The sequence below is a fragment of the Nocardia sp. SSK8 genome (assembly GCF_037034205.1).
In the GTDB taxonomy this organism is placed as follows: Bacteria; Actinomycetota; Actinomycetes; order Mycobacteriales; family Mycobacteriaceae; genus Nocardia.
In genome coordinates, this window is the sequence record NZ_JBAGKD010000007.1 from 245,016 (window position 1) to 263,094 (window position 18,079).

The window sequence follows — 18,079 nt, forward strand, 5'->3', positions numbered from 1 at the left end:
CAGAACGGGCCAGCCCACTCGGAGCTGGCCGTGGTCAGAACGTCTGCACCACAGCCGTTTCCGGAGCGCCGAACAGGTCGATATCGGAGCCGAGCTTGGCGCCGATCAGTCCGGCCAGCGCGGTGGTCAGCAGAACCGCGACGACCGTGATGAGCGAGCGCGAGCGCGGGGCCCGGGGCGGCGCGTGGGGGCTTCGCTGCGGCTGCGCGGGTGCCGGTTCGTAGAACTCCGGCTGGCCGTAGCCCTCGTCGCGGATGGGCACGGTGTGCGAATAGCCCTGCGGCACTTCGCGGCAGCCGGGTCGCCCGCAGGCGCCGCCGCAGCGGTGCGGCTGGTCGGCCTCGCCGTACTCGTAATACTGACCACCGTAGTTGCGAGCAGGCAGCATGACCCGTCCCCCTTCGAATAGTGCTGCGCGCCAAATCATCCGCCTGCGCCTAGCAGCACACGCGCCACGAGCACACAGGTCCTGATGGCGTACGCCGATAGTAGATGGGCCTGCCCGGACACGCCACCAGGTCGACCGGCGTCAGCGTGCGATTCGGCCGCGCCCAATCGATATCACGCGTGCGACGCGACAGAATGCACGATTACGCCGGTCGGATCGGCTCAGACCGCCGCGACTCGTTTGGCGAGGTCGTCGGCCAGCTGATGCGCCTGCTCGGGATCGGTGGCCTCCACCATCACCCGCACCAGCTGCTCGGTTCCGCTGGGCCGCAACAGGACCCGGCCCGTCTCGCCGAGCATGCGCTCGGCCTCGGCGACCGCCTCGCGCACCTCCGGCGCGGCGGCCACGGCGGCCTTGTCGCTGACCGGCACGTTCACCAGCACCTGCGGCACGGTGGTCATCACCGAGGCCAGTTCGGCCAGGGTGCGGCGGGTCTGGGCCATCCGCGCCATCAGGCGCAGGCCGGTGAGCACGCCGTCACCGGTGGTGCCGTAGCGCGGGAACACCACGTGCCCCGACTGCTCGCCGCCGAGGCTGTAGCCGCCGCGACGCAGTTCCTCGAGCACGTAGCGGTCGCCCACGGCCGCGGTGACCATCGAGATCCCGGCGGCGCGCATGGCGATGTGCAGGCCGAGATTGCTCATCACGGTGGCGACCAGGGTGTCACCGACGAGCTCGCCGGATTCGCGCATGGCCAGCGCCAGCACGGCCATGATGGCGTCACCGTCGACGACCTCGCCCGCCGCGTCGACCGCGAGGCAGCGGTCGGCGTCGCCGTCGAGGGCGATGCCCAGGTCGGCGCCGTGCTCGCGGACCGCGCGCCGCACCGCGTCCAGGTGCGTGGAACCGCAGCCGTCGTTGATATTGAGGCCGGTGGGTTCGGCGTTGATCGCGATCACCGTCGCGCCCGCCTCCCGGTAGACCTGCGGGGCCACCTCGGCGGCCGCGCCGTGCGCGCAGTCGACGACGACGGTGAGCCCGGACAGGTCCTGACCGGTGGATTCGAGCAGGTGCTCGACATAGCGTTCGTGGGTGCCCTCGACGGTGTAGTCGCCGCGCACCCGGCCGATGCCAGCGCCGGTGGGGCGCACGGTGACACCGTCGGTGATCTGGGCCTCGATGCGCTGTTCGACCGCGTCGTCGAGCTTGTGCCCGCCCGCGGCGAAGATCTTGATCCCGTTGTCGGGCATGGGGTTGTGCGAGGCGGAGATCATCACGCCGAAGCACGCGTCGTAGAGGCCGGTCAGGTAGGCCACGGCCGGGGTGGGCAGCACGCCCACCGAGAGCACGTCGACACCGGCCGAGGTCAGACCCGCGGTCACCGCCGCCTCGAGCATCTCGCCGCTGGCCCGCGGATCGCGGCCGACCACGGCGACCGCGCGCTTCTTGCCGCGCGAGAGCACCTGTGCCGCCGCACCGGCGACGCGCATCGCCAGTTCCGGGCTCAACGATTCGTTGGCGAGTCCACGAACACCATCGGTGCCGAACAGCCGTCCCATAAAACCCTCTACTGGTAGTAGGTCCCCGAATACAGCACGAGAGCAGGCGACCAGCCGTGCTGGAAGCCTGCTCTCGCACACGTGCTCCGCCGACCTGTGGTCTCGTCCCCGCTCGCGCAGGGAGCATACCTAGCGTAAGCGAACGACCGTGGTCGGCAGTGCGTAAATCAGCGCTTCGAGTACTGAGGCGCCTTACGGGCCTTCTTGAGGCCGTACTTCTTGCGCTCGGTGGCACGCGGGTCACGCGTCAGGAAGCCAGCGCGCTTGAGCGCGGGGCGATCCTCCGGGGTGACCTCGATCAGCGCGCGGGCGATGGCCAGACGCAGCGCGCCAGCCTGACCCGACGGGCCGCCACCGACCAGGCGAGCGTAGATGTCGAAGGACTCGACACGCTCGACGGTGACCAGCGGGGACTTCACCAGCTGCTGGTGCACCTTGTTCGGGAAGTAGTCCTCGATGGAGCGGCCGTTGAGCTCGAAGTTGCCCGAACCGGGCACCAGGCGCACGCGGACGACGGCTTCCTTGCGGCGGCCGACGGTCTGCACCGGGCGATCGATGACGATCGGCGCGAACTCGGTCTCCTCGACGTACTCGGCCTCGTAGCCTTCGCCGTCTTCGACGACCTCGACCACGGCCTCCTCGGCCACGTCGAACTCTTCGTTGGTGAACTCTTCAGGAGCGGTCACTGGGCCACCTGCTTGATCTCGAACGGAACCGGCTGCTGCGCGGCGTGGGGGTGGTTCGGGCCTGCGTAGACCTTCAGCTTGCCCGCGATCGCGTTGCCCAGCTTGTTCTTCGGGATCATGCCCTTGACGGCCTTCTCCACGAGACGATCGGGACGGGTCGCCAACACCTCGCCGACAGTGCGCGACTTGAGGCCGCCCGGGTGTCCGCTGTGGTGGTGGATGAGCTTGTCCTGCTTTTTGTTGCCGGAGATGGCAACCTTGTCCGCGTTGATGATGATGACGAAGTCGCCACCATCGACGTGCGGGGCGTAGGTCGGCTTGCCCTTGCCGCGCAGCAGGCCAGCGGCCTGCACGGCGAGACGGCCGAGGACTACGTCAGTGGCGTCGATGACGTACCACTTACGGGTCACGTCACCCGCCTTGGGGCTGTACGTAGGCACAGTCGTTCCCTGTCTGTCGTCGGTGTTGCCAGCCACGGGTGTGGTTCGAGCTGCCCCGGCGGCTGGTGGAGACCCGGAGCTTCGAGGACACACCGATCCGCGAACGGTTCGGCGTTCCACACGCCAGCGAGCCACGATACCAGCCGCGTATCACCGACCCACAATCGGCTAGATGACCACCGGCGGTCCGGGGTCGGTCGCGCCCGCGGTGCCCGGGATCAGGTAGCGCAGGGTGTCGATGCCGGGCGCCACGCAGGTCCGGTCGCCGACCAGGCGGGCACCCGCGGTCGCGATGCCCTCCGGCGGGACGGTGTTGGCGTAGGGGGTGAACGCGCAGTTGCCCGCGTCGGCGGTGGTGGTGACCACGTCGGCCTGCCAGCCGGTGGCCGCCAGCGCGAGCGCGCCCGCCACGGCCGGGGCACCGAAGAAGCCCTTCTTCACCTTGCCGATGAGCTTGCCGCGGCGGTCGTCCTCGTCATCGAGGGCGTGCCGGGGCGCGCTCTGCGGCTGGGCGGGCGGACCGGCGACGAACCCGGCCGGGCCCGGCGGCTGGGCCGCGGGCGGGGCCGAGGGCTGCGCGCCCCAGCCCACCTGGGCGGCGTAGGCCGCGCCGGGGTGCTGGGGTTCCTCGTACTCGTCCTCGTCGAACGGCTCGGTGACCAGCAGATGCGACGCGCCGAGCACCAGCGCGTGCATCGGATGGTCGGCCACGTGCAGGCGCTGGCCGAGGTGGTTCTGGAAGGCCAGCCGCAGCGCGTCGTTGAAGCAGACATTGCCCGCGAGCAGCACCGTCGAGGTGTCGGCGCCGATCGAGCGGGCCGCGGCCATCGCCTCGATCACCACATTGTCGGCCGAGCGGGCATCGCGCAGCGCCTCGGCGCTGACCGAGACCTCCACCGATTCGGTGGGCTGTTCGTCGTCCCCGTGCACCGCGACCACCAGCAGCGTGCGGCCGTCGGAGTACACGCCGGTGGCGCCGACGCCGGTGCGGTGCCGCTCGCTCGGCGGCGACACCAGGCCGAGCGCCCGCACGTACCCGGACAGCGCGACGCTCTCCGGCAGCGGCTCGACGGTGACGTCGAGCTGCTCGACCAGCGCCGCGTACACCTCGACCTTCTCGTCGGGCCAGCTGTCCGGATACGGCAGCGCGACCAGCTGCGGCTTGCCGCGCAGGTACTTGCCGATCGCGGCCAGCGGGTTGTAGAGCCGGGCCCGGAACACCAGTTCGGCGGGCCAGGTCGCCCCGGCGATCACGATCTGCGGGTGCCCGAGGATGTCGCGCACGTCGGCGATCGCCATCCCCAGGTCGGGTCGCTGCCGGTCGACACCGGCGGTGTGCAGCCTGCCCGCCGCGTCGGCGAGCAGATAGGCAGGCGGGGTATAGGTGCCCTCGACCTGAACCGGGCGGATCGGCGTGTCTCCGCCACCGGCGGCGACGGACACCACATCCCACCCCAGGTGCAGGGCGCCAACTCGAACGGTCACAGGCTCAAGTGTGCCCGGTCGGCGGACGACACGCGCATCGTGCCCGCGGATAGCGCTCTGACCTGGCTCACGACTGGGTCTTCTTCAGTCGCAGGCGGGTCCAGGTGATCGCCGCCAGCACCGCGGTGATCACGATGACCATCACGATGTCGAGGATCCAGATACCGATGGTGTGTTTCCAGAGCGGATCGTCCTGGGCGCCCCAGAAGATCTCCGTCAGGTTCACCGTCGAGGCACCGGCGGCATAGCCCCAGCGAGCCGGGAACAGGTACGACACCTGCTCGAGGCCGACGCGGTCGGTGACCGGGATCAGGCCACCGGCCATCACCAGCTGCACCATGATCATCACCACGAGCATCGGCATGACCTGCTCGTTGGACTTGGCCAGGCTCGACATCAGCAGGCCGAACACCACACAGCACACGGCGGTCATCGCGATATCGAGGTAGAGCTCGATGCTGCCGTTGGGGATCAGCGACCCGTCGCCCGGCGGCTTCTTGCCGATCAGGGTGATGCCGATCAGCACCGCCGACTGCAGGAACGCGACCACGCTGAACACCGCGATCTTGGCCAGCAGATACGCCGAGGGCATCAGCCCGACCGCGCGTTCGCGGTGGAAGATCGACCGCTCGCCGACCAGGTCACGCACGCTCAGCGTGGCACCCATGAAGCAGGCGCCGAGGATGAGCACCACCAGCAGCTGCTGGGTCTCGCTGCCGCCGGAGCGCGCGAAGGACCCGTCGGCCTGGGCGACCAGCGCGCCCGCGGCGAAACCGTTCTTGCCCGGCACCACCAGCGACAGCGCGCCGAGGATGAACGGCAGCACCACCAGGAACGCCAGGTACCCGCGGTCGGCGAAGATCAGCCGCAGCTGCCTGCGCACCAGCGTCGAGAACTGCCGCATGCCGTTGGACTGCGGCGGCGCGCCCATGCTGCCGCGTTGCGGTGGCGCGGGCGGTGGCGGCGGCACATAGGCCTGCCGCGAGCGATAGGCCGCGAAGGCTTGGTCCGGATTGGCGGCCACATTCGCGAAGATCTCGGCCCAGTCGCTGGTGCCGAGCGCGGCGCCGACACCACCCGGATGACCGGCGAAGGCGGTCTTGCCGCCGGGGGCCAGCAGCACCACCTGGTCACACATGTCCAAGCAGGCCACCGAGTGGGTCACCACGATCACCACGCGACCGGCGTCGGCCAGTTCGCGCAGCATCTGCATGACCTGGCGGTCCAGCGCCGGGTCGAGGCCCGAGGTGGGCTCGTCGAGGATCAGCAGCGAGGGACCGGTGAGCAGCTCCATCGCCACCGAGGCGCGCTTGCGCTGACCACCGGAGAGCCGGTCGACGCGGGTATCGGCGTGCTGGGTGAGCGAGAGTTCTTTGAGCACGCCGTCGATCACCTGCTGGCGGTCGGCCTTGGTGGTGTCCGGCGGCAGCCGCAGTTCGGCGGCGAAGCCGAGGGCCTGGCGCACGGTGAGCTGACGGTGCAGCACGTCGTCCTGCGGGACCATGCCGATACGCGAACGCAGCGCCTCGTACTCGGCGTGCAGGTTGCGGCCCTCGAAGGTGACCACACCGCCGGAGGGCTGGGTATTGCCCGCGATCAGCTTCGACAGCGTCGACTTACCCGCGCCGGAGGGGCCGATCAGCGCGGTGAGCGTGCCGCGCCCCGCCTGCATGTTGACGTCGACGAGCAACTGCTTGTTGCCCTCGACGGTGAAGCCGACCCCGTGCACCGTCAGGCCCAGCTCGGCGACCGGCTTCTGCCGGTGCGTCAGCGCGCCCTGGGTGACGACGAAGTCGATATTGCCGATGGTGACGATGTCGCGCTCGCGCAGCACGGTGCGCTGCTGGCGATGACCGTTGACGAAGGTGCCGTTGGCCGAGCCGAGATCCTCGATGACCAGGCCCTCCGAGGAGGACACCAGCCGCGCGTGCCTGCGCGAGGCCAGCGGATCGTTGACCACGATCTGGTTGTCGGAGGTACGGCCGATGCTCAGGCCGCCCGCGGGAATGCGGTCGCCCCGCGCGACCGGTTCGGTCGAGGCCGCCTTGCGCACCGGCGGCAGCATCGAGGAGTCGGCGCGGCGGGTCATGTTGATGTTGTCCTGCGGCGCCATCGGTTGCGAGGGCAGCTGCGAGGTCGGGACGTACTGCGGCGGCTGGTGCGGCTGCTGGGGCCGCTGGGCTTGCGGATTCGGCCGCGAGGGCGGCGGGAACTGCGGACGTTGCGGCGGCCGGGGCTGTTGCTGCTGCGGTGGTTGTGGCTGCGACGGCGGCGCGAGCACCGTCGCCGCGTGCCGCGACCCCAGCGCGGCCGGGACCAGGTGCAGCAGCGGGCCGGTGATCGCGTCGCCCAGGCGGACCTGGGTCGGCCGGTCGATCGAGACGGGCTGGTTCAGCCTGCGCGCGTCGACGAAGACGCCGTTGGTACTGCCGTTGTCGGCGAGCACCCACGCGCCGTTCTGGAAGCGCAGGGTGGCGTGCACGCGCGAGACCAGCGGACTGTCCACGAACAGGGTGACCTCGGGCGCACGGCCCATGGTGATCTGCTGGCTCGCTTCGAAGACTCGTTCGGTTCCATCATGGCGCACGGTGATGGTCTGCGCCCCCGGTGAAGACATGGAGCGGATACTATGCCATCGCCCGGACATCGGCGGTGCCCCCGAGACGGCTTCAGTGCCGATCCGGTGATCGACCTGCACACGGATCCGGCCGACCAGGGGGAGAGATGCCGAAAGGCCAAGTGTTCGTTGTGATCACCGCCGTGCTATGCGCGCTGGCCGGTGTGGGGTGCACGCGAGCGGTCGACGGCCACCCGGTCTCGATCTACGACGACCCCTTCCAGGTCGCCGGTCTGCCCACCACCGGCGGACCCAACGGGCCACGTCCGGGGGTGCCCGACACCGATCTCACCGCGACCAACGGCGACGACGGCGAGGTGGACCAGCTGGCCCTCAACGCGATCGCCGACATCCAGGCGTACTGGCAGTCGGTCTTCGGCACCGAATTCCGCGACCAGACCTTCGATCCGGTGCAGAAGCTCATCTCCTGGAACGCCCGCGCCCCGCGCAGCCAGGCCGTCGAGTTCTGCAAGGAGACCACCTATCACCTGGTCAACGCGGCCTACTGCCGCAGCGACAACTCCATCGGCTGGGACCGCGCGATGCTGCTGCCCACCATGAGCGAGACCTTCGGCACCATGTCGGTGGTGATGGTGCTGGCCCACGAGTACGGGCACGCCATCCAGACCATGGCCGGGCTGGCCACCAAGAAGACGCCGGTGCTGGTCAAGGAACAGCAGGCCGACTGTTTCGCGGGTGCCTTCATGCGCCATGTCGCCGAGGGCAAGTCCGAGCACTTCACCATCAATACCTCCGACGGCCTGAATTCGGTGCTGGCCGCGACGGTTTCGATCCGCGATTCCGACCCCGACGACCCGGAGAGCGTGCACGGCTCGGCGTTCGAGCGGGTCACCGCGGTGCAGATCGGCTTCACCGACGGCCCGCGCGGCTGCAAGGGCATCGACTCCGACGAGATCGAATCGCGCCGCGGCAATCTCCCGCAGAGCTTCTCCGGCGACACCGGTCGCGGCGAGTACCCGATCTCCGAGGAGAACCTGGTCGAGCTGAGCAAGGCGCTGCAGGCGATCCTGCCGGTCGAGCAGAACCCCAGCTACGACTACTCCGGCGCGCGCATCGACTGCGCCGACGGCGCCGCCACCGAACCGGTCACCTACTGCCCCGCCACCAACGTGATCGCCACCGACGTGACCGGCCTGGCCGAACGCGGCGCGGTCGACACCGAGGACGACGGCCCGCTGCCGGTCAAGGTCAGCGGCGACTACAACGGCTACGTGGTCTTCATCTCCCGCTACACCCTCGCCGTGCAGCAGAGCCACGGCCAGGCACTGACCGGCGCGAAGACCGGGCTGCGCGCCGCCTGCCTGTCCGGGGTGGTCACCGGCAAGCTGGCCGAGCCCGGCCGCCCGGCCAGCCAGGGCGACATCCAGCTGTCCGCGGGCGACCTCGACGAGGCGGTCTCCGGCCTGCTCACCGACGGCCTGGCGGCCAGCGACACCGAGGGCAACACCGTCCCCAGCGGCTTCTCCCGGGTGGACGCCTTCCGCGCGGGCGTCCTCAACGGCGAAACCACCTGCCTGTCCCGCTACAGCTGACCCGTCAGCCGAAGGGGGGCGGGGCGGCGGGTTCGTAGCGTAGGACGCGGTTGCCGATCATCACCTCGGTGCCGAGGACCAGGATCATCGGCTGGTTCGGGGTGAGGCGGATCCAGTCGCGGTAGCCCGGCAGGCGGGAGCGGGTGCCGTTGGTGGAGCCGCGGTCGAGCAGTTGCACGTCCCAATTCACCAGGTGCACTTCGGCGTGCGCGCGGGACATGCCGCCGGAGGTGTCGTCGACGCGCAGCGGGATGAGACCGCGCTGGGCGGCTTCGGAGTTCTCCGGATCGCGGCCGATGACGGCGTCGGCGGCCAGCAGGAAGGTCATGCCGTCGTCGAGGACGAGCATGCCCAGCGGCGGGCGCACGACCTCCGCGAGCGCCTGGGTCTGGTCCACCGGCATGCCGCACACCGTGCAGAACGCGGCGCGCGGATCGCTGGGATGCGCTCGCGCGCACTTGAATCCCATCACCTTGACCGCGAGCACGGTCGAGCGCGCGGTGGCCTCCAGCCTGCGCTGCAGGTTCGGATCGGGTTCGGGGGCGGGATTGGTGCCCCCCTGCCGGGTCTCGGCGTGGTGCGGATCGACGGTGGCGTGGGCGGGGCCGGTCGCGCTGGTGACCGCGTCCATCATCGAGGTCGCGGGCTGCATACCGGTCGCGGGCGGCTCGGCCGGGCGCGAATCCTGCTGCGGCGCGGGCGGTTCCCGGTCGATCCGCGCGGTGGGCAGCGGCGGGCGCCGGGTATCGCCCGCGGGCTCGGCGGTGCGGACCCGACTGCGCACATCGTTGGACCACATCACGGCCCCACCGGCCTGGGCGATCCCCTCGACCAGCCAGCCGATGCCACGCTCGGGCGGCAGGTCGGGGATGCGGCCCTTGGCGTCGTCGATGAACAGCGCCACGCCCCTGGCCGGTTCGGAGGCCACCCGGTCGACGGTGAAGGCCGCGTCGCTGCCCCGGTAGTACTCCGGCGCGTGCTCGCCCGCGAGCACGGCGGTCACCGCGCCGTGCAGGAAGATCGCGATCCCGCCGTTCTCGGCCGCCGAGAGCACCCCGAAATCGATGGGGACGCCCGGCGAGATCTGCTCGGCGTACTTCATCAACCAGCGAGTGGCCTCGCGCGCGACCACCGAACCGGGGCCCGCGGGGGCCTCCTCGGCGGCCCCGCGCACCAGCTCGGCCAGCGATTCCAGCGCGAGAGCGGCGGTGTCGCCCGGGCCGGGTCTGCCCTGCCCGCGGTGCGCCACCACGATCACCGCGCCCGCGACCCGCGCGACCGCATGACTTCCGGGCACCACTTCGACCTGCCGATCCTTCACCGGTATCGGCCTCCACCGGAACCACACAGCAGGGTCGTCGCCATAGCTTCCAGACTATGGCAAAGCTCCACACATAGGTCCCCCTGGGCGGGATTGCTGCGGTAACTTCACAGGTATCGCGCGAGAACGCCGAGGGGGCGCTGTGATGATCTGTTCGACCAGGATCCGGCTCGCGGCCGTGGCCTGCTGTGCCGCACTCGCCACACTCACCGGCTGCGCGGTCGGCGGGACGGCGGTGCCCGGCGAACCCGACGTACGCGGGCTGGAGACCGGCACCTACGCCGTCGACCGGCACCACTTCGACGGCACCGCGGGCACCAAAGGCGCACTGGTGGAAGGCATGCGGATGTCGGCGGCGGTCGCCCCCGCGGTCCGGATCGATGCCTCGCTGGCCTACGGGCGCGGTGGCGCGGTGGTCGGGGATGTCACGCGCGCACTGGATTTCGTCGCCCACGTCTCCAAACCCGTCCTGGAGAAACGCGAGTACGTCACCGGGTACGCCGCGCTCGGCGCCGACAAGCCCGACCCCGCCGATTCCAAGCGACCCGCCGCCGACGCCACCGCCGTCACCATGTTCGTGCTGCGCTTCCCCGACGCCGCGGCCGCCACGCTCGCCGCGCGCGAGCTGGAGGACGTCGACCTGGCCGTATCCCCCGACAACCGCAAGCTCACCTCGAACCGCTACCCCGCGGCCTACCTGCACTGGCGTCCCGGCGTCCCGACGATCGGCGCCTTCCACGCGCACGAGCAGTTCGTGATCTCGGTGTTCATCCAGCGCCCCCGCGCCGAGGCCACCGACCTCACGAGCTGGGTCGACAAGGCGCTCGCCGCCGAGATCACCCAGCTCGCCGGTTTCACCGCCACCCCCGTCGACGAGCTCACCGACCTGCCCGTCGACCCCGACCGCCTGCTCTCCCGCGCCGTCGTCGAGGACCGCCGCGGCCTGCGCCCCGACCAGAACGTCTTCGGCGTCTACAGCACCGCGCACCTGGTCAACCGCGCCTACGACCAGACCGCCCGGCAGACCCTTGTCGACGCCACCGGCGCCGACCTGATCGCCGTCGTCCAGGGCGGCTCGATCACCCGCACCCGCGACCAGTCCGCCTCCGAAGCCCTGATGAAGGGCCTGATCGACACCGCCGACCGCTACGACACCCTCCCCGCCCCCAGCGACGTCCCCGGCGCCCGATGCCTCGAGCTACGCGCCCCCGAGGACGACACCTACAACTACCGCTGTTACATCCCCTACAAGCGCTACCTCGGCATCGTCAGCGCCGAACGCGAACCCGAAGTCCGCCAGAAGATCTCCGCCCAGTACGCCCTCCTCGCCAACAGCCTGTGACACGGTTGCCCGATTCGCGCTACCATCCCTGCGATTCACCGTGGGCGGGAGGGGTTTCGGACCATGCGGGGGACAATGCGCGGCGCGTGCCTGGCCGTATCGATGGCGCTGCTGGTCGCGGCGTGCGGCGGTGAGACCGAGCCGGACGGGCCGATCGAGCCGGTGATCGACCTGGCGGGCCTGGATGTCGGCAACTACGCGACCCAGCCGCGCGATCTCGGACTACCGGACAATCCCGAGCAGGCGCGGTTCGTCGAGGCCGAACGGCTCGGCAACCACGTGCCGACGCCCGCCGAGATCGAGCCCGGCTTCGTCCACCCCAATCCGTTCATGCCGCACGTGTTCATCGATCCCGAGGCCACGCTCGGCCGGATCATGGCGGTCGACCGATTCGCCGAGGCCGCACCGGGTTTCGTCGGCGGTTTCGTCAGCGGCGCGGGCAACCATCCCCGCAACGACGGCATCGACCTGCTCAACGCGGTCATGATCTTCCCCGATCCGCAGCAGGCCACAGCGGCGGCCGCGGCCCTGGAACGTGTCGACTTCGAGGCGAACACCCGCAACGAACCGATCGAGATCCCGCGCTATCCCGGCGCGCACGCGCACTGGCAGCCCACGGAGCAATCGATCGGAGTCTGGTACGCCACCGGCAATCTCGTCGTCTACACCTGGGTCTACGACTATCTGAAGATCCACCTGAAGAAGGTGGACCGGCCCGCGCTGCTGGAGCTGGTGCACAAGAGCCTGGACACGATCGTGCCCGCCGTCGCCGCCTTCCGGCCGACGCCGGTCGACGCGCTGATGACCGCCCCGGTCGATCTCGACGGCATGCTCGGCCGCACGCTGAAGCGCCCGGCCGAGGACTCCTGGACCAACCCGCCCGGCGCCTACGCGGGCCGCGCGGCCGCGCACTTCGGTTCCGAACCCGACGACGTAGCCCGCACCGTCGCCGAGAACGGCGTCGACCGTTTCGCCGCCGACGGCGCCGATGTCTACCGTGCCCGCGACTACGCCGCCGCCCTGCGCGTGCAGGAAGACCTGGGTGGTCTGAGCCGGAAATTCCAGCGCGTCGAGTCACCGGTGAACCTCCCGACCGCCCTGTGTAAGGAATACATCGGCCGGGAAATGCTCGCGGTCCGGTTCTACTGCTCGGTCACCGCGGGCCGGTACGCGGCCTTCACCTGGGCGTCGCAGCTGCTCGACGCCCAGCAGCGCGTCTCGGCGCAGTACGCCCTGCTGGTGAATGCCCGATGAGGCCGCCCGTACGCCTGCGCGCGTTCGTCCTCGCTGTGGTGCTCACCGGCACGCTGACCGGCTGTGGCGCCACCGTGCCCGGCACCGCCGCCCCCGGTGAGGTCGATCTGGGGATCCTGGACACCGGTTCCTATCGCGTCGAACCGCTCGACGCCCACGACGACCCCTACATCCCCCCGATCTACGACATGCCGATCGTGGCCGGTGTCCACCAGTCCGATTACACGGTCACGGCCTACGACATCGACCCCCGGATGACCTTCCAGAACTACGCCGGTCACGTCTCCGGCGGGCTTCCCTCGGCGTTCGGGGACTACGAGACGGTGGACGCCGTGCTCGAGCGGCACCCACCGCTCTACGGGTTCGCCACCAGCGGCGTCTCGGCCGGGATGAGCGATATCTCCCGCGGCAAGTGGCCAGCCCATGGCAGCTGGCCGACGAAGAACATCCCCAACGAACTGACCGCCGATATCGCGGTCATGCAGTACACCGACCCGGCAGCCGCCGCGGCCGCCGCCAGGGAACTCCACGACACCGACTTCGCTGCCTACCGCGAGCACAACGAGCCCGTCACGCTGCCCGGTCATCCGGGCGCGCACGCCCAGTGGCAACCCGGTTCGCCCTATCTGCGGGCGTTCCTCGCGCACGGTCCGTACGTCATCGGGCTGCTGGTCTCCGCGGCGACTCCCGACCGCGACACCGTCGCCGCCCTCGCCGACACGGCCCTCACCCGCCAGCTCGAGGCACTGACCAGGACCCAGCCGTTGACCGACGAGCAGGTCCACCGGCTGACCTGGGACGCCGACGGCCTGCTGGCCGCCACCCTCAACCCGAACCGCGTCCCCGTCGTCACCTCGGACGGCAGCAACACCGTCACCGGCAGGCAGGGCTTCCTGCACTACCTCGACGAGTACTCCTATCCCGACCTCGAGCGTGCCCGCGCGAGTCTGGACCGCATGGGCGCCGAGCGTGTCGCGCAGTCGTGGGGCACCCTCGCGATCCAGGTGGCCGATCCCGAATCGGCCCGTCGCGCGATCACCGAGAAACTGTTTCTCGTCCCGTTCCTCGGCGACGCCGCAGCTCCCGCGAACGTGCCGGATTCGACCTGTGTGGAAACCGAGATGACCGCGACCGACCACCGCTTCCGCTGCCTGATCGCCTACCGCGACCGGGTCGGCATCGTGAGCGCCGATCAGCTCCTCGACGCGCATCAGCGCGCCGCCGCCCAGTTCGCGCTCTTCGCCAACAGCAGGTAGCGGGCCCTGAGTGCCCGACGCGCATGTCGTGGCCGTGACGTACGATTCCGCCGACGAACGATTCCGGGGAGGGAGATCGCCGTGGTGATACCGATTCGGGCCAGGGCCGCCTGTGCCCTGCTCGCGGCCGTGCTGGTGGCGGGGACGGTAGCCGGTTGCGGCTCCGGGCCGGACGCGCGGGCCGCGGTCGATCCGCCGGTCGACCTTGCCGCCCTCGATGTCGGCAACTACCCGACCGAGCCGCGCGAGGTCGGTCTGGTCGCCAACCTCGACCAGGGCCGGTTCATCGAGGCCGAGCGCCTCGGCGACTACGTGCCCACCCCCGCCGACATCGATCCGCGATTCATCCACACCAATCCCACGATCGCCTCGGTATTCCTGGATCCGGAGGCCGCGCTCGGCAAGATCATGGCGGTCGACCGGTTCGCCGAGGCCGCGCCCGACTTCATCGGCGGCTTCGTGAGCTCGGCGCAGACCGAGCCCAACAATCGCGGCATCGACATGGTCAACGCCGTGATGATCTTCCCCGACGAGCAGCAGGCGGCGACGGCAGCGACCGAGCTCGAGCGGCTCGACTTCGGCTACGCCCCCGGCAACGAGCCGATCGAGATCCCCGGCTACCCGGGCGCCAAGGCGCACTGGCAGCCCGACCAGCAGTCCATCGGGTCCTGGTTCGCGACCGGTCACCTGGTCGTCTACACCTGGCTCTACGACTACCTCAAGATCTATCTGGAGAAGGTCGACGAGCAGGCCCTGCTCGACCTCACCCGCAAGAGCCTCGACACCCTGCTGCCCGAGCTCACGAAGTTCACCCCCACCCCCAGCGACCAGCTGATGACCCTGCAACGCGATCGCGAGGGCATGCTCGGCCGCACGGCGCCGCGCCCGCGCGAGGACTCCTGGATCAACCCGCCCGGCGTCTACAACGGCCGCACCGCCCGGCACTTCACCTCCGATCCGGTGTCGCTCGCCGAGGTCATCGAGCAGGCGGGTGTCGACCTGTACGCCAACGACGGCGCCGAGGTCTACCGCGCGCGTGACATCGCGGGCGCGCAGGCCGTGCGCGACGAGATCGGCGGGCTGACCCGCAAGTTCACCGCCTCCGAACCACCGAAGAACCTGCCCTTCGCCCAGTGCAAGGAGTACATCGGCAGGCAGCGTTTCGCGATCCGCTTCTACTGCGCGGTCTCCTACGACCGCTACGCCGCCTACGTGTGGTCACACCAGCTGCTCGATGCCCAGCAGCGAATCGCCGCCCAATACGCCCTGTTGGTGAATGCCGCATGAGAACTCCGACGCGCTTCGCGAGCGCCCTGATCGCCACCGCTCTCACCGCCGTGCTCACCGCCTGCGGGTCCACCCTGGCAGGCACCGCGCTGCCCGCGGAAACCGATTTCCGCACCCTCGACACCGGCTCCTACCCCACCGAGCCGCTCAACGCCCACGACGACGACCCGGTGCCGCCGTTCTACGAGATGTACGAGGTGGCCGCCATGCGGATCGCCGACTACGTGATCACCGCCCACGACATCGACCCGCAGATGGGCTTCGGCAAACGCGCCCGCACCGTCTCGGCGGGCGTGATGCCCTGGGCGCTCGGCGACGACACCGTGATGTCGGACATCGCCAAGAAGCACAAGCTGCTCTACGGCTTCGAGTCCAGCGGCGCGGCCAAGGACACCAGCGTCAACACCCTGGGCGGCTGGCCGTCCAAGCAGGCCAACAACCGGTTCACCGCCACCAGCATGGTGTTCCAGTTCCCCGACGCCGAGCGCGCGAACGCGGCCGCCCGGGAGTTCCACGACGCCGATCTCGCCGCCCAGGAGGGCAAGAACCAGCCGGTGTCACTGCCCGGATACCCTGCGGCACTGTCACATTGGCGTCCCGATTCGCCGTTCCTGCGCACCCTGCTCCCGCACGGCCCGTACGTGATCGCCTTCCTGCTCTCGGTCGACCAGCCCGACCAGCAGGCGCTGACCACCCTCGCCGAGACCGCCTACGCCAAGCAGATCGCGGCGTTGGACAAGACCACCCCGCTCACCGACGAGCAGGTCATGACCCTGCCGTGGGACCCCGAGCACGTGCTCATGCGCGCGCTCAACCCCGAGGAGCTGTCCAGCCCGGAGGGCTCCGGGCAGTACCTGCTCGTCGGCAAGCAGGGCATCCTGCACTACTCCGGTGACCCGCTGCCCAGCGACCGGCAGTACATCGACGAGCAGCTCACCAAGATGAACGCCGAGCAGATCGCGGTGTCGTGGGGGTCCTACGTCATCCGCACGCCGGACGAGGAGAGCGCCCGACGCGCGGTCAGCGAGAAACTGTTCCCCTGGCGCACCGAAACCGAGGCCGCCGCCCCGCCCAATGTTCCCGATTCCGCCTGTGTGGAGAACAAACGGCTCTCGGAGCCCAAACGCTACAGCTGCGTGCTCGCCTACCACCGCTATGTCGGAATAGTAAGCAGCAACCAGCTTTTGGACGCTCAGCAACGTGCGGCCGCGCAATATGCGGTATTCGCCAACACCCGATAATCCCGCACCTGCCCGTCCCCGCCGAGTCCGATATGCTCCAGCCGGGAAAGCGGCAGGGTGCGGCACCGAGTCAGGAGATCGTGAAAGATGGCGATGAGCCCCGGCACCATCGTCGGCGGGTACCGCGTGCAGCGCGTGCTGGGCGCCGGCGGCATGGGTACCGTGTACCTGGCCAAACACCCGAGTCTGCCGCGGATGGACGCCTTGAAGGTGCTCAGCGCGGAACTCAGCCGCGACCCCGAGTTCCGCGCGCGCTTCGAACGTGAGGCCAATCTCGCCGCCGGGCTGGACCACCCCAACATCGTCTCGGTCTACAACCGCGGCGAGGAGCACGGTCAGCTCTGGATCGCCATGCAGTACGTCGACGGCACCGACGCCGCCGCCGAACTGGCCCGCGACCAGCACGCCATGACCCCGCTGCGCGCCCTGCGCATCACCACCGAGGTCGGCAAGGGCCTGGACTACGCGCACCGCCGCGGCCTGCTGCACCGCGACGTGAAGCCCGCCAACTTCCTGCTCGCCAAGACCGACGACGACAACGAGGAAGAACGCGTCTTCCTCACCGACTTCGGTGTGGCCAAGTCCACCGACGACGCCACCGAGCTCACCCAGACCGGCAGCTTCCTGGCCACCATCGCCTACGCCCCACCCGAGCAGCTCAGCGGCGCCCCCCTCGACCACCGCGCCGACATCTACAGCCTGGCCTGCGCCTTCTACAAACTCCTCACCGGCCAGAACCCCTACCCCGCGGCCCAACCCGCCATGGTCATGATGGGCCACCTACACGAGCCCCCACCCCTGGCCACCAAGGTCAACCCCGGCCTCCCCCACGCCATCGACCACGTCTTCGCCCGCGCCCTGGCCAAAAACCCCGCCGAACGCTTCGCCACCTGCCGAGAATTCACCGACGCCGCCGCCAACGCCCTGGTCCCCGGCTTCAACCCCACCGGCCACAACACGTCCCCGACGTACCCGATCCAGGTGATGCCACCGCAGCACACCACCGATCCCCGGACCTCGCTGTCCGGCCCGAGCCAGGTCTTCCAGGCACCCCCACCCCCACCCGCTCCCAGCAAGTCCCGGCGTTTCGTGCTGCTCGGCGCCGCGGCAGCGGTAATCATCGCGCTGGCCGCGGGTATCGGCATCTGGGCCACATCGACGGGCGGTTCCACCACCGAGACGACGGCGACAGCGCCCACAACGACCTCGGGGCGTCAGTACAACCCGGCCTTCGCCGGGAAGACCGTGACGATTCTCGATGTCGGGTCGACGAACAAGTTCGGGATATATCTGACCGGTAGCCCGCAAACCGAGTTCATCGAGAAGCTCGGTTTCGTGTACAACAACAACTACGTGAACACCGAAGGTGAATCCTCGCCGAAAGTGGTCACGGACGGATACAAATCGCTGGAAGCGCCCGACAACAGCTACATCCTCGCCTTCCGGTATGACGACAAGGCTGGCGGCGGGGGGCTGCTCGGACTGCCTTCCGGTATCACCTCGTCACGCGCGACAGTGATCCCGGTCGACGACCCTATGGTCGTCGCAGCCCTCCGGAATTGGACCTCCGACTCCGAAGCGGTACTCACGGAGAAACTCGTTCCGATTCTGGAGAACCGAATCAAGTAGTCGCACCGAGCGATTGATTAC

General features: G+C 69.7%; 14 protein-coding genes. 7 read left to right on the top strand and 7 right to left on the bottom strand.

Annotation, left to right across the window (positions count from 1 at the left end; genetic code table 11):
* Positions 1-34 precede the first annotated feature (34 nt).
* The 6 genes from WA675_RS16125 to WA675_RS16150 all read right to left on the bottom strand — a co-directional run bounded on the left by WA675_RS16125 (position 35) and on the right by WA675_RS16150 (position 7,175).
* Positions 35-388: a hypothetical protein gene (locus WA675_RS16125; protein ID WP_336085296.1), complete on the bottom strand. Its 354-nt coding sequence runs from the start codon at positions 386-388 to the stop codon at positions 35-37.
* A gap of 221 nt (positions 389-609) precedes the next feature.
* Entirely contained in the window at positions 610-1,947 is a 1,338-nt protein-coding gene (gene glmM, locus WA675_RS16130) for a phosphoglucosamine mutase (RefSeq protein ID WP_336085297.1), read from the bottom strand.
* A 167-nt stretch (positions 1,948-2,114) separates the two neighbouring features.
* Entirely contained in the window at positions 2,115-2,633 is a 519-nt protein-coding gene (gene rpsI, locus WA675_RS16135; protein ID WP_336085298.1) for a 30S ribosomal protein S9, read from the bottom strand.
* Positions 2,630-3,073, bottom strand: coding sequence for a 50S ribosomal protein L13 (gene rplM, locus WA675_RS16140; RefSeq protein ID WP_022567307.1), 444 nt, complete (start codon positions 3,071-3,073; stop codon positions 2,630-2,632). Before rplM ends, rpsI begins: the two co-directional genes overlap by 4 nt.
* A 168-nt stretch (positions 3,074-3,241) precedes the next feature.
* Positions 3,242-4,558, bottom strand: coding sequence for a hypothetical protein (locus WA675_RS16145; RefSeq protein ID WP_336085299.1), 1,317 nt, complete (start codon positions 4,556-4,558; stop codon positions 3,242-3,244).
* Between the two features lie 67 nt (positions 4,559-4,625).
* Positions 4,626-7,175 (bottom strand): FHA domain-containing protein, encoded by a 2,550-nt coding sequence (locus WA675_RS16150; protein ID WP_336085300.1) that lies wholly within the window; start codon positions 7,173-7,175, stop codon positions 4,626-4,628.
* Positions 7,176-7,282: 107 nt separating this feature from the next.
* On the opposite strand from WA675_RS16150, the gene WA675_RS16155 reads away from it, so the two are divergent.
* Positions 7,283-8,728, top strand: coding sequence for a neutral zinc metallopeptidase (locus tag WA675_RS16155; protein WP_336085301.1), 1,446 nt, complete (start codon positions 7,283-7,285; stop codon positions 8,726-8,728).
* Between the two features lie 4 nt (positions 8,729-8,732).
* Here the strand turns inward: WA675_RS16155 and WA675_RS16160 are convergent, their stop codons facing one another.
* Positions 8,733-10,049 carry an FHA domain-containing protein gene (locus tag WA675_RS16160; protein ID WP_336085302.1) on the bottom strand — a complete coding sequence of 439 codons (1,317 nt, stop codon included), beginning with the start codon at positions 10,047-10,049 and terminating at the stop codon, positions 8,733-8,735.
* Positions 10,050-10,194: 145 nt separating this feature from the next.
* On the opposite strand from WA675_RS16160, the gene WA675_RS16165 reads away from it, so the two are divergent.
* From WA675_RS16165 to WA675_RS16190, 6 genes are all read left to right on the top strand, one after another.
* Positions 10,195-11,391, top strand: coding sequence for a DUF7373 family lipoprotein (locus WA675_RS16165; protein ID WP_336085470.1), 1,197 nt, complete (start codon positions 10,195-10,197; stop codon positions 11,389-11,391).
* A 63-nt stretch (positions 11,392-11,454) separates the two neighbouring features.
* Positions 11,455-12,645 carry a DUF7373 family lipoprotein gene (locus WA675_RS16170; protein ID WP_336085303.1) on the top strand — a complete coding sequence of 397 codons (1,191 nt, stop codon included), beginning with the start codon at positions 11,455-11,457 and terminating at the stop codon, positions 12,643-12,645.
* Positions 12,642-13,901 (top strand): DUF7373 family lipoprotein, encoded by a 1,260-nt coding sequence (locus WA675_RS16175; RefSeq protein ID WP_336085304.1) that lies wholly within the window; start codon positions 12,642-12,644, stop codon positions 13,899-13,901. The genes WA675_RS16170 and WA675_RS16175 overlap by 4 nt, the downstream gene beginning before the upstream one ends.
* A gap of 81 nt (positions 13,902-13,982) precedes the next feature.
* Positions 13,983-15,188 (top strand): DUF7373 family lipoprotein, encoded by a 1,206-nt coding sequence (locus tag WA675_RS16180; protein WP_336085305.1) that lies wholly within the window; start codon positions 13,983-13,985, stop codon positions 15,186-15,188.
* Positions 15,185-16,429, top strand: coding sequence for a DUF7373 family lipoprotein (locus WA675_RS16185; protein ID WP_336085306.1), 1,245 nt, complete (start codon positions 15,185-15,187; stop codon positions 16,427-16,429). Before WA675_RS16180 ends, WA675_RS16185 begins: the two co-directional genes overlap by 4 nt.
* An 87-nt stretch (positions 16,430-16,516) precedes the next feature.
* The gene (locus WA675_RS16190) at positions 16,517-18,058 is read left to right on the top strand and encodes a serine/threonine-protein kinase (protein WP_336085307.1); all 1,542 of its coding nucleotides are present in this window, start codon (positions 16,517-16,519) and stop codon (positions 18,056-18,058) included.
* The last annotated feature ends 21 nt before the right edge of the window (positions 18,059-18,079 follow it).

Excerpts from the sequence above, each read along its gene's own strand:
- WA675_RS16125 (WP_336085296.1), bottom strand. The coding sequence starts at position 388 with ATGCTGCCTGCTCGCAACTACGGTGGTCAGTATTACGAGTACGGCGAG.
- glmM (WP_336085297.1), bottom strand. The coding sequence starts at position 1,947 with ATGGGACGGCTGTTCGGCACCGATGGTGTTCGTGGACTCGCCAACGAA.
- WA675_RS16150 (WP_336085300.1), bottom strand. The coding sequence starts at position 7,175 with ATGTCTTCACCGGGGGCGCAGACCATCACCGTGCGCCATGATGGAACC.
- WA675_RS16155 (WP_336085301.1), top strand. The coding sequence starts at position 7,283 with ATGCCGAAAGGCCAAGTGTTCGTTGTGATCACCGCCGTGCTATGCGCG.
- WA675_RS16165 (WP_336085470.1), top strand. The coding sequence starts at position 10,195 with ATGATCTGTTCGACCAGGATCCGGCTCGCGGCCGTGGCCTGCTGTGCC.
- WA675_RS16170 (WP_336085303.1), top strand. The coding sequence starts at position 11,455 with ATGCGGGGGACAATGCGCGGCGCGTGCCTGGCCGTATCGATGGCGCTG.
- WA675_RS16175 (WP_336085304.1), top strand. The coding sequence starts at position 12,642 with ATGAGGCCGCCCGTACGCCTGCGCGCGTTCGTCCTCGCTGTGGTGCTC.
- WA675_RS16185 (WP_336085306.1), top strand. The coding sequence starts at position 15,185 with ATGAGAACTCCGACGCGCTTCGCGAGCGCCCTGATCGCCACCGCTCTC.
- WA675_RS16190 (WP_336085307.1), top strand. The coding sequence starts at position 16,517 with ATGGCGATGAGCCCCGGCACCATCGTCGGCGGGTACCGCGTGCAGCGC.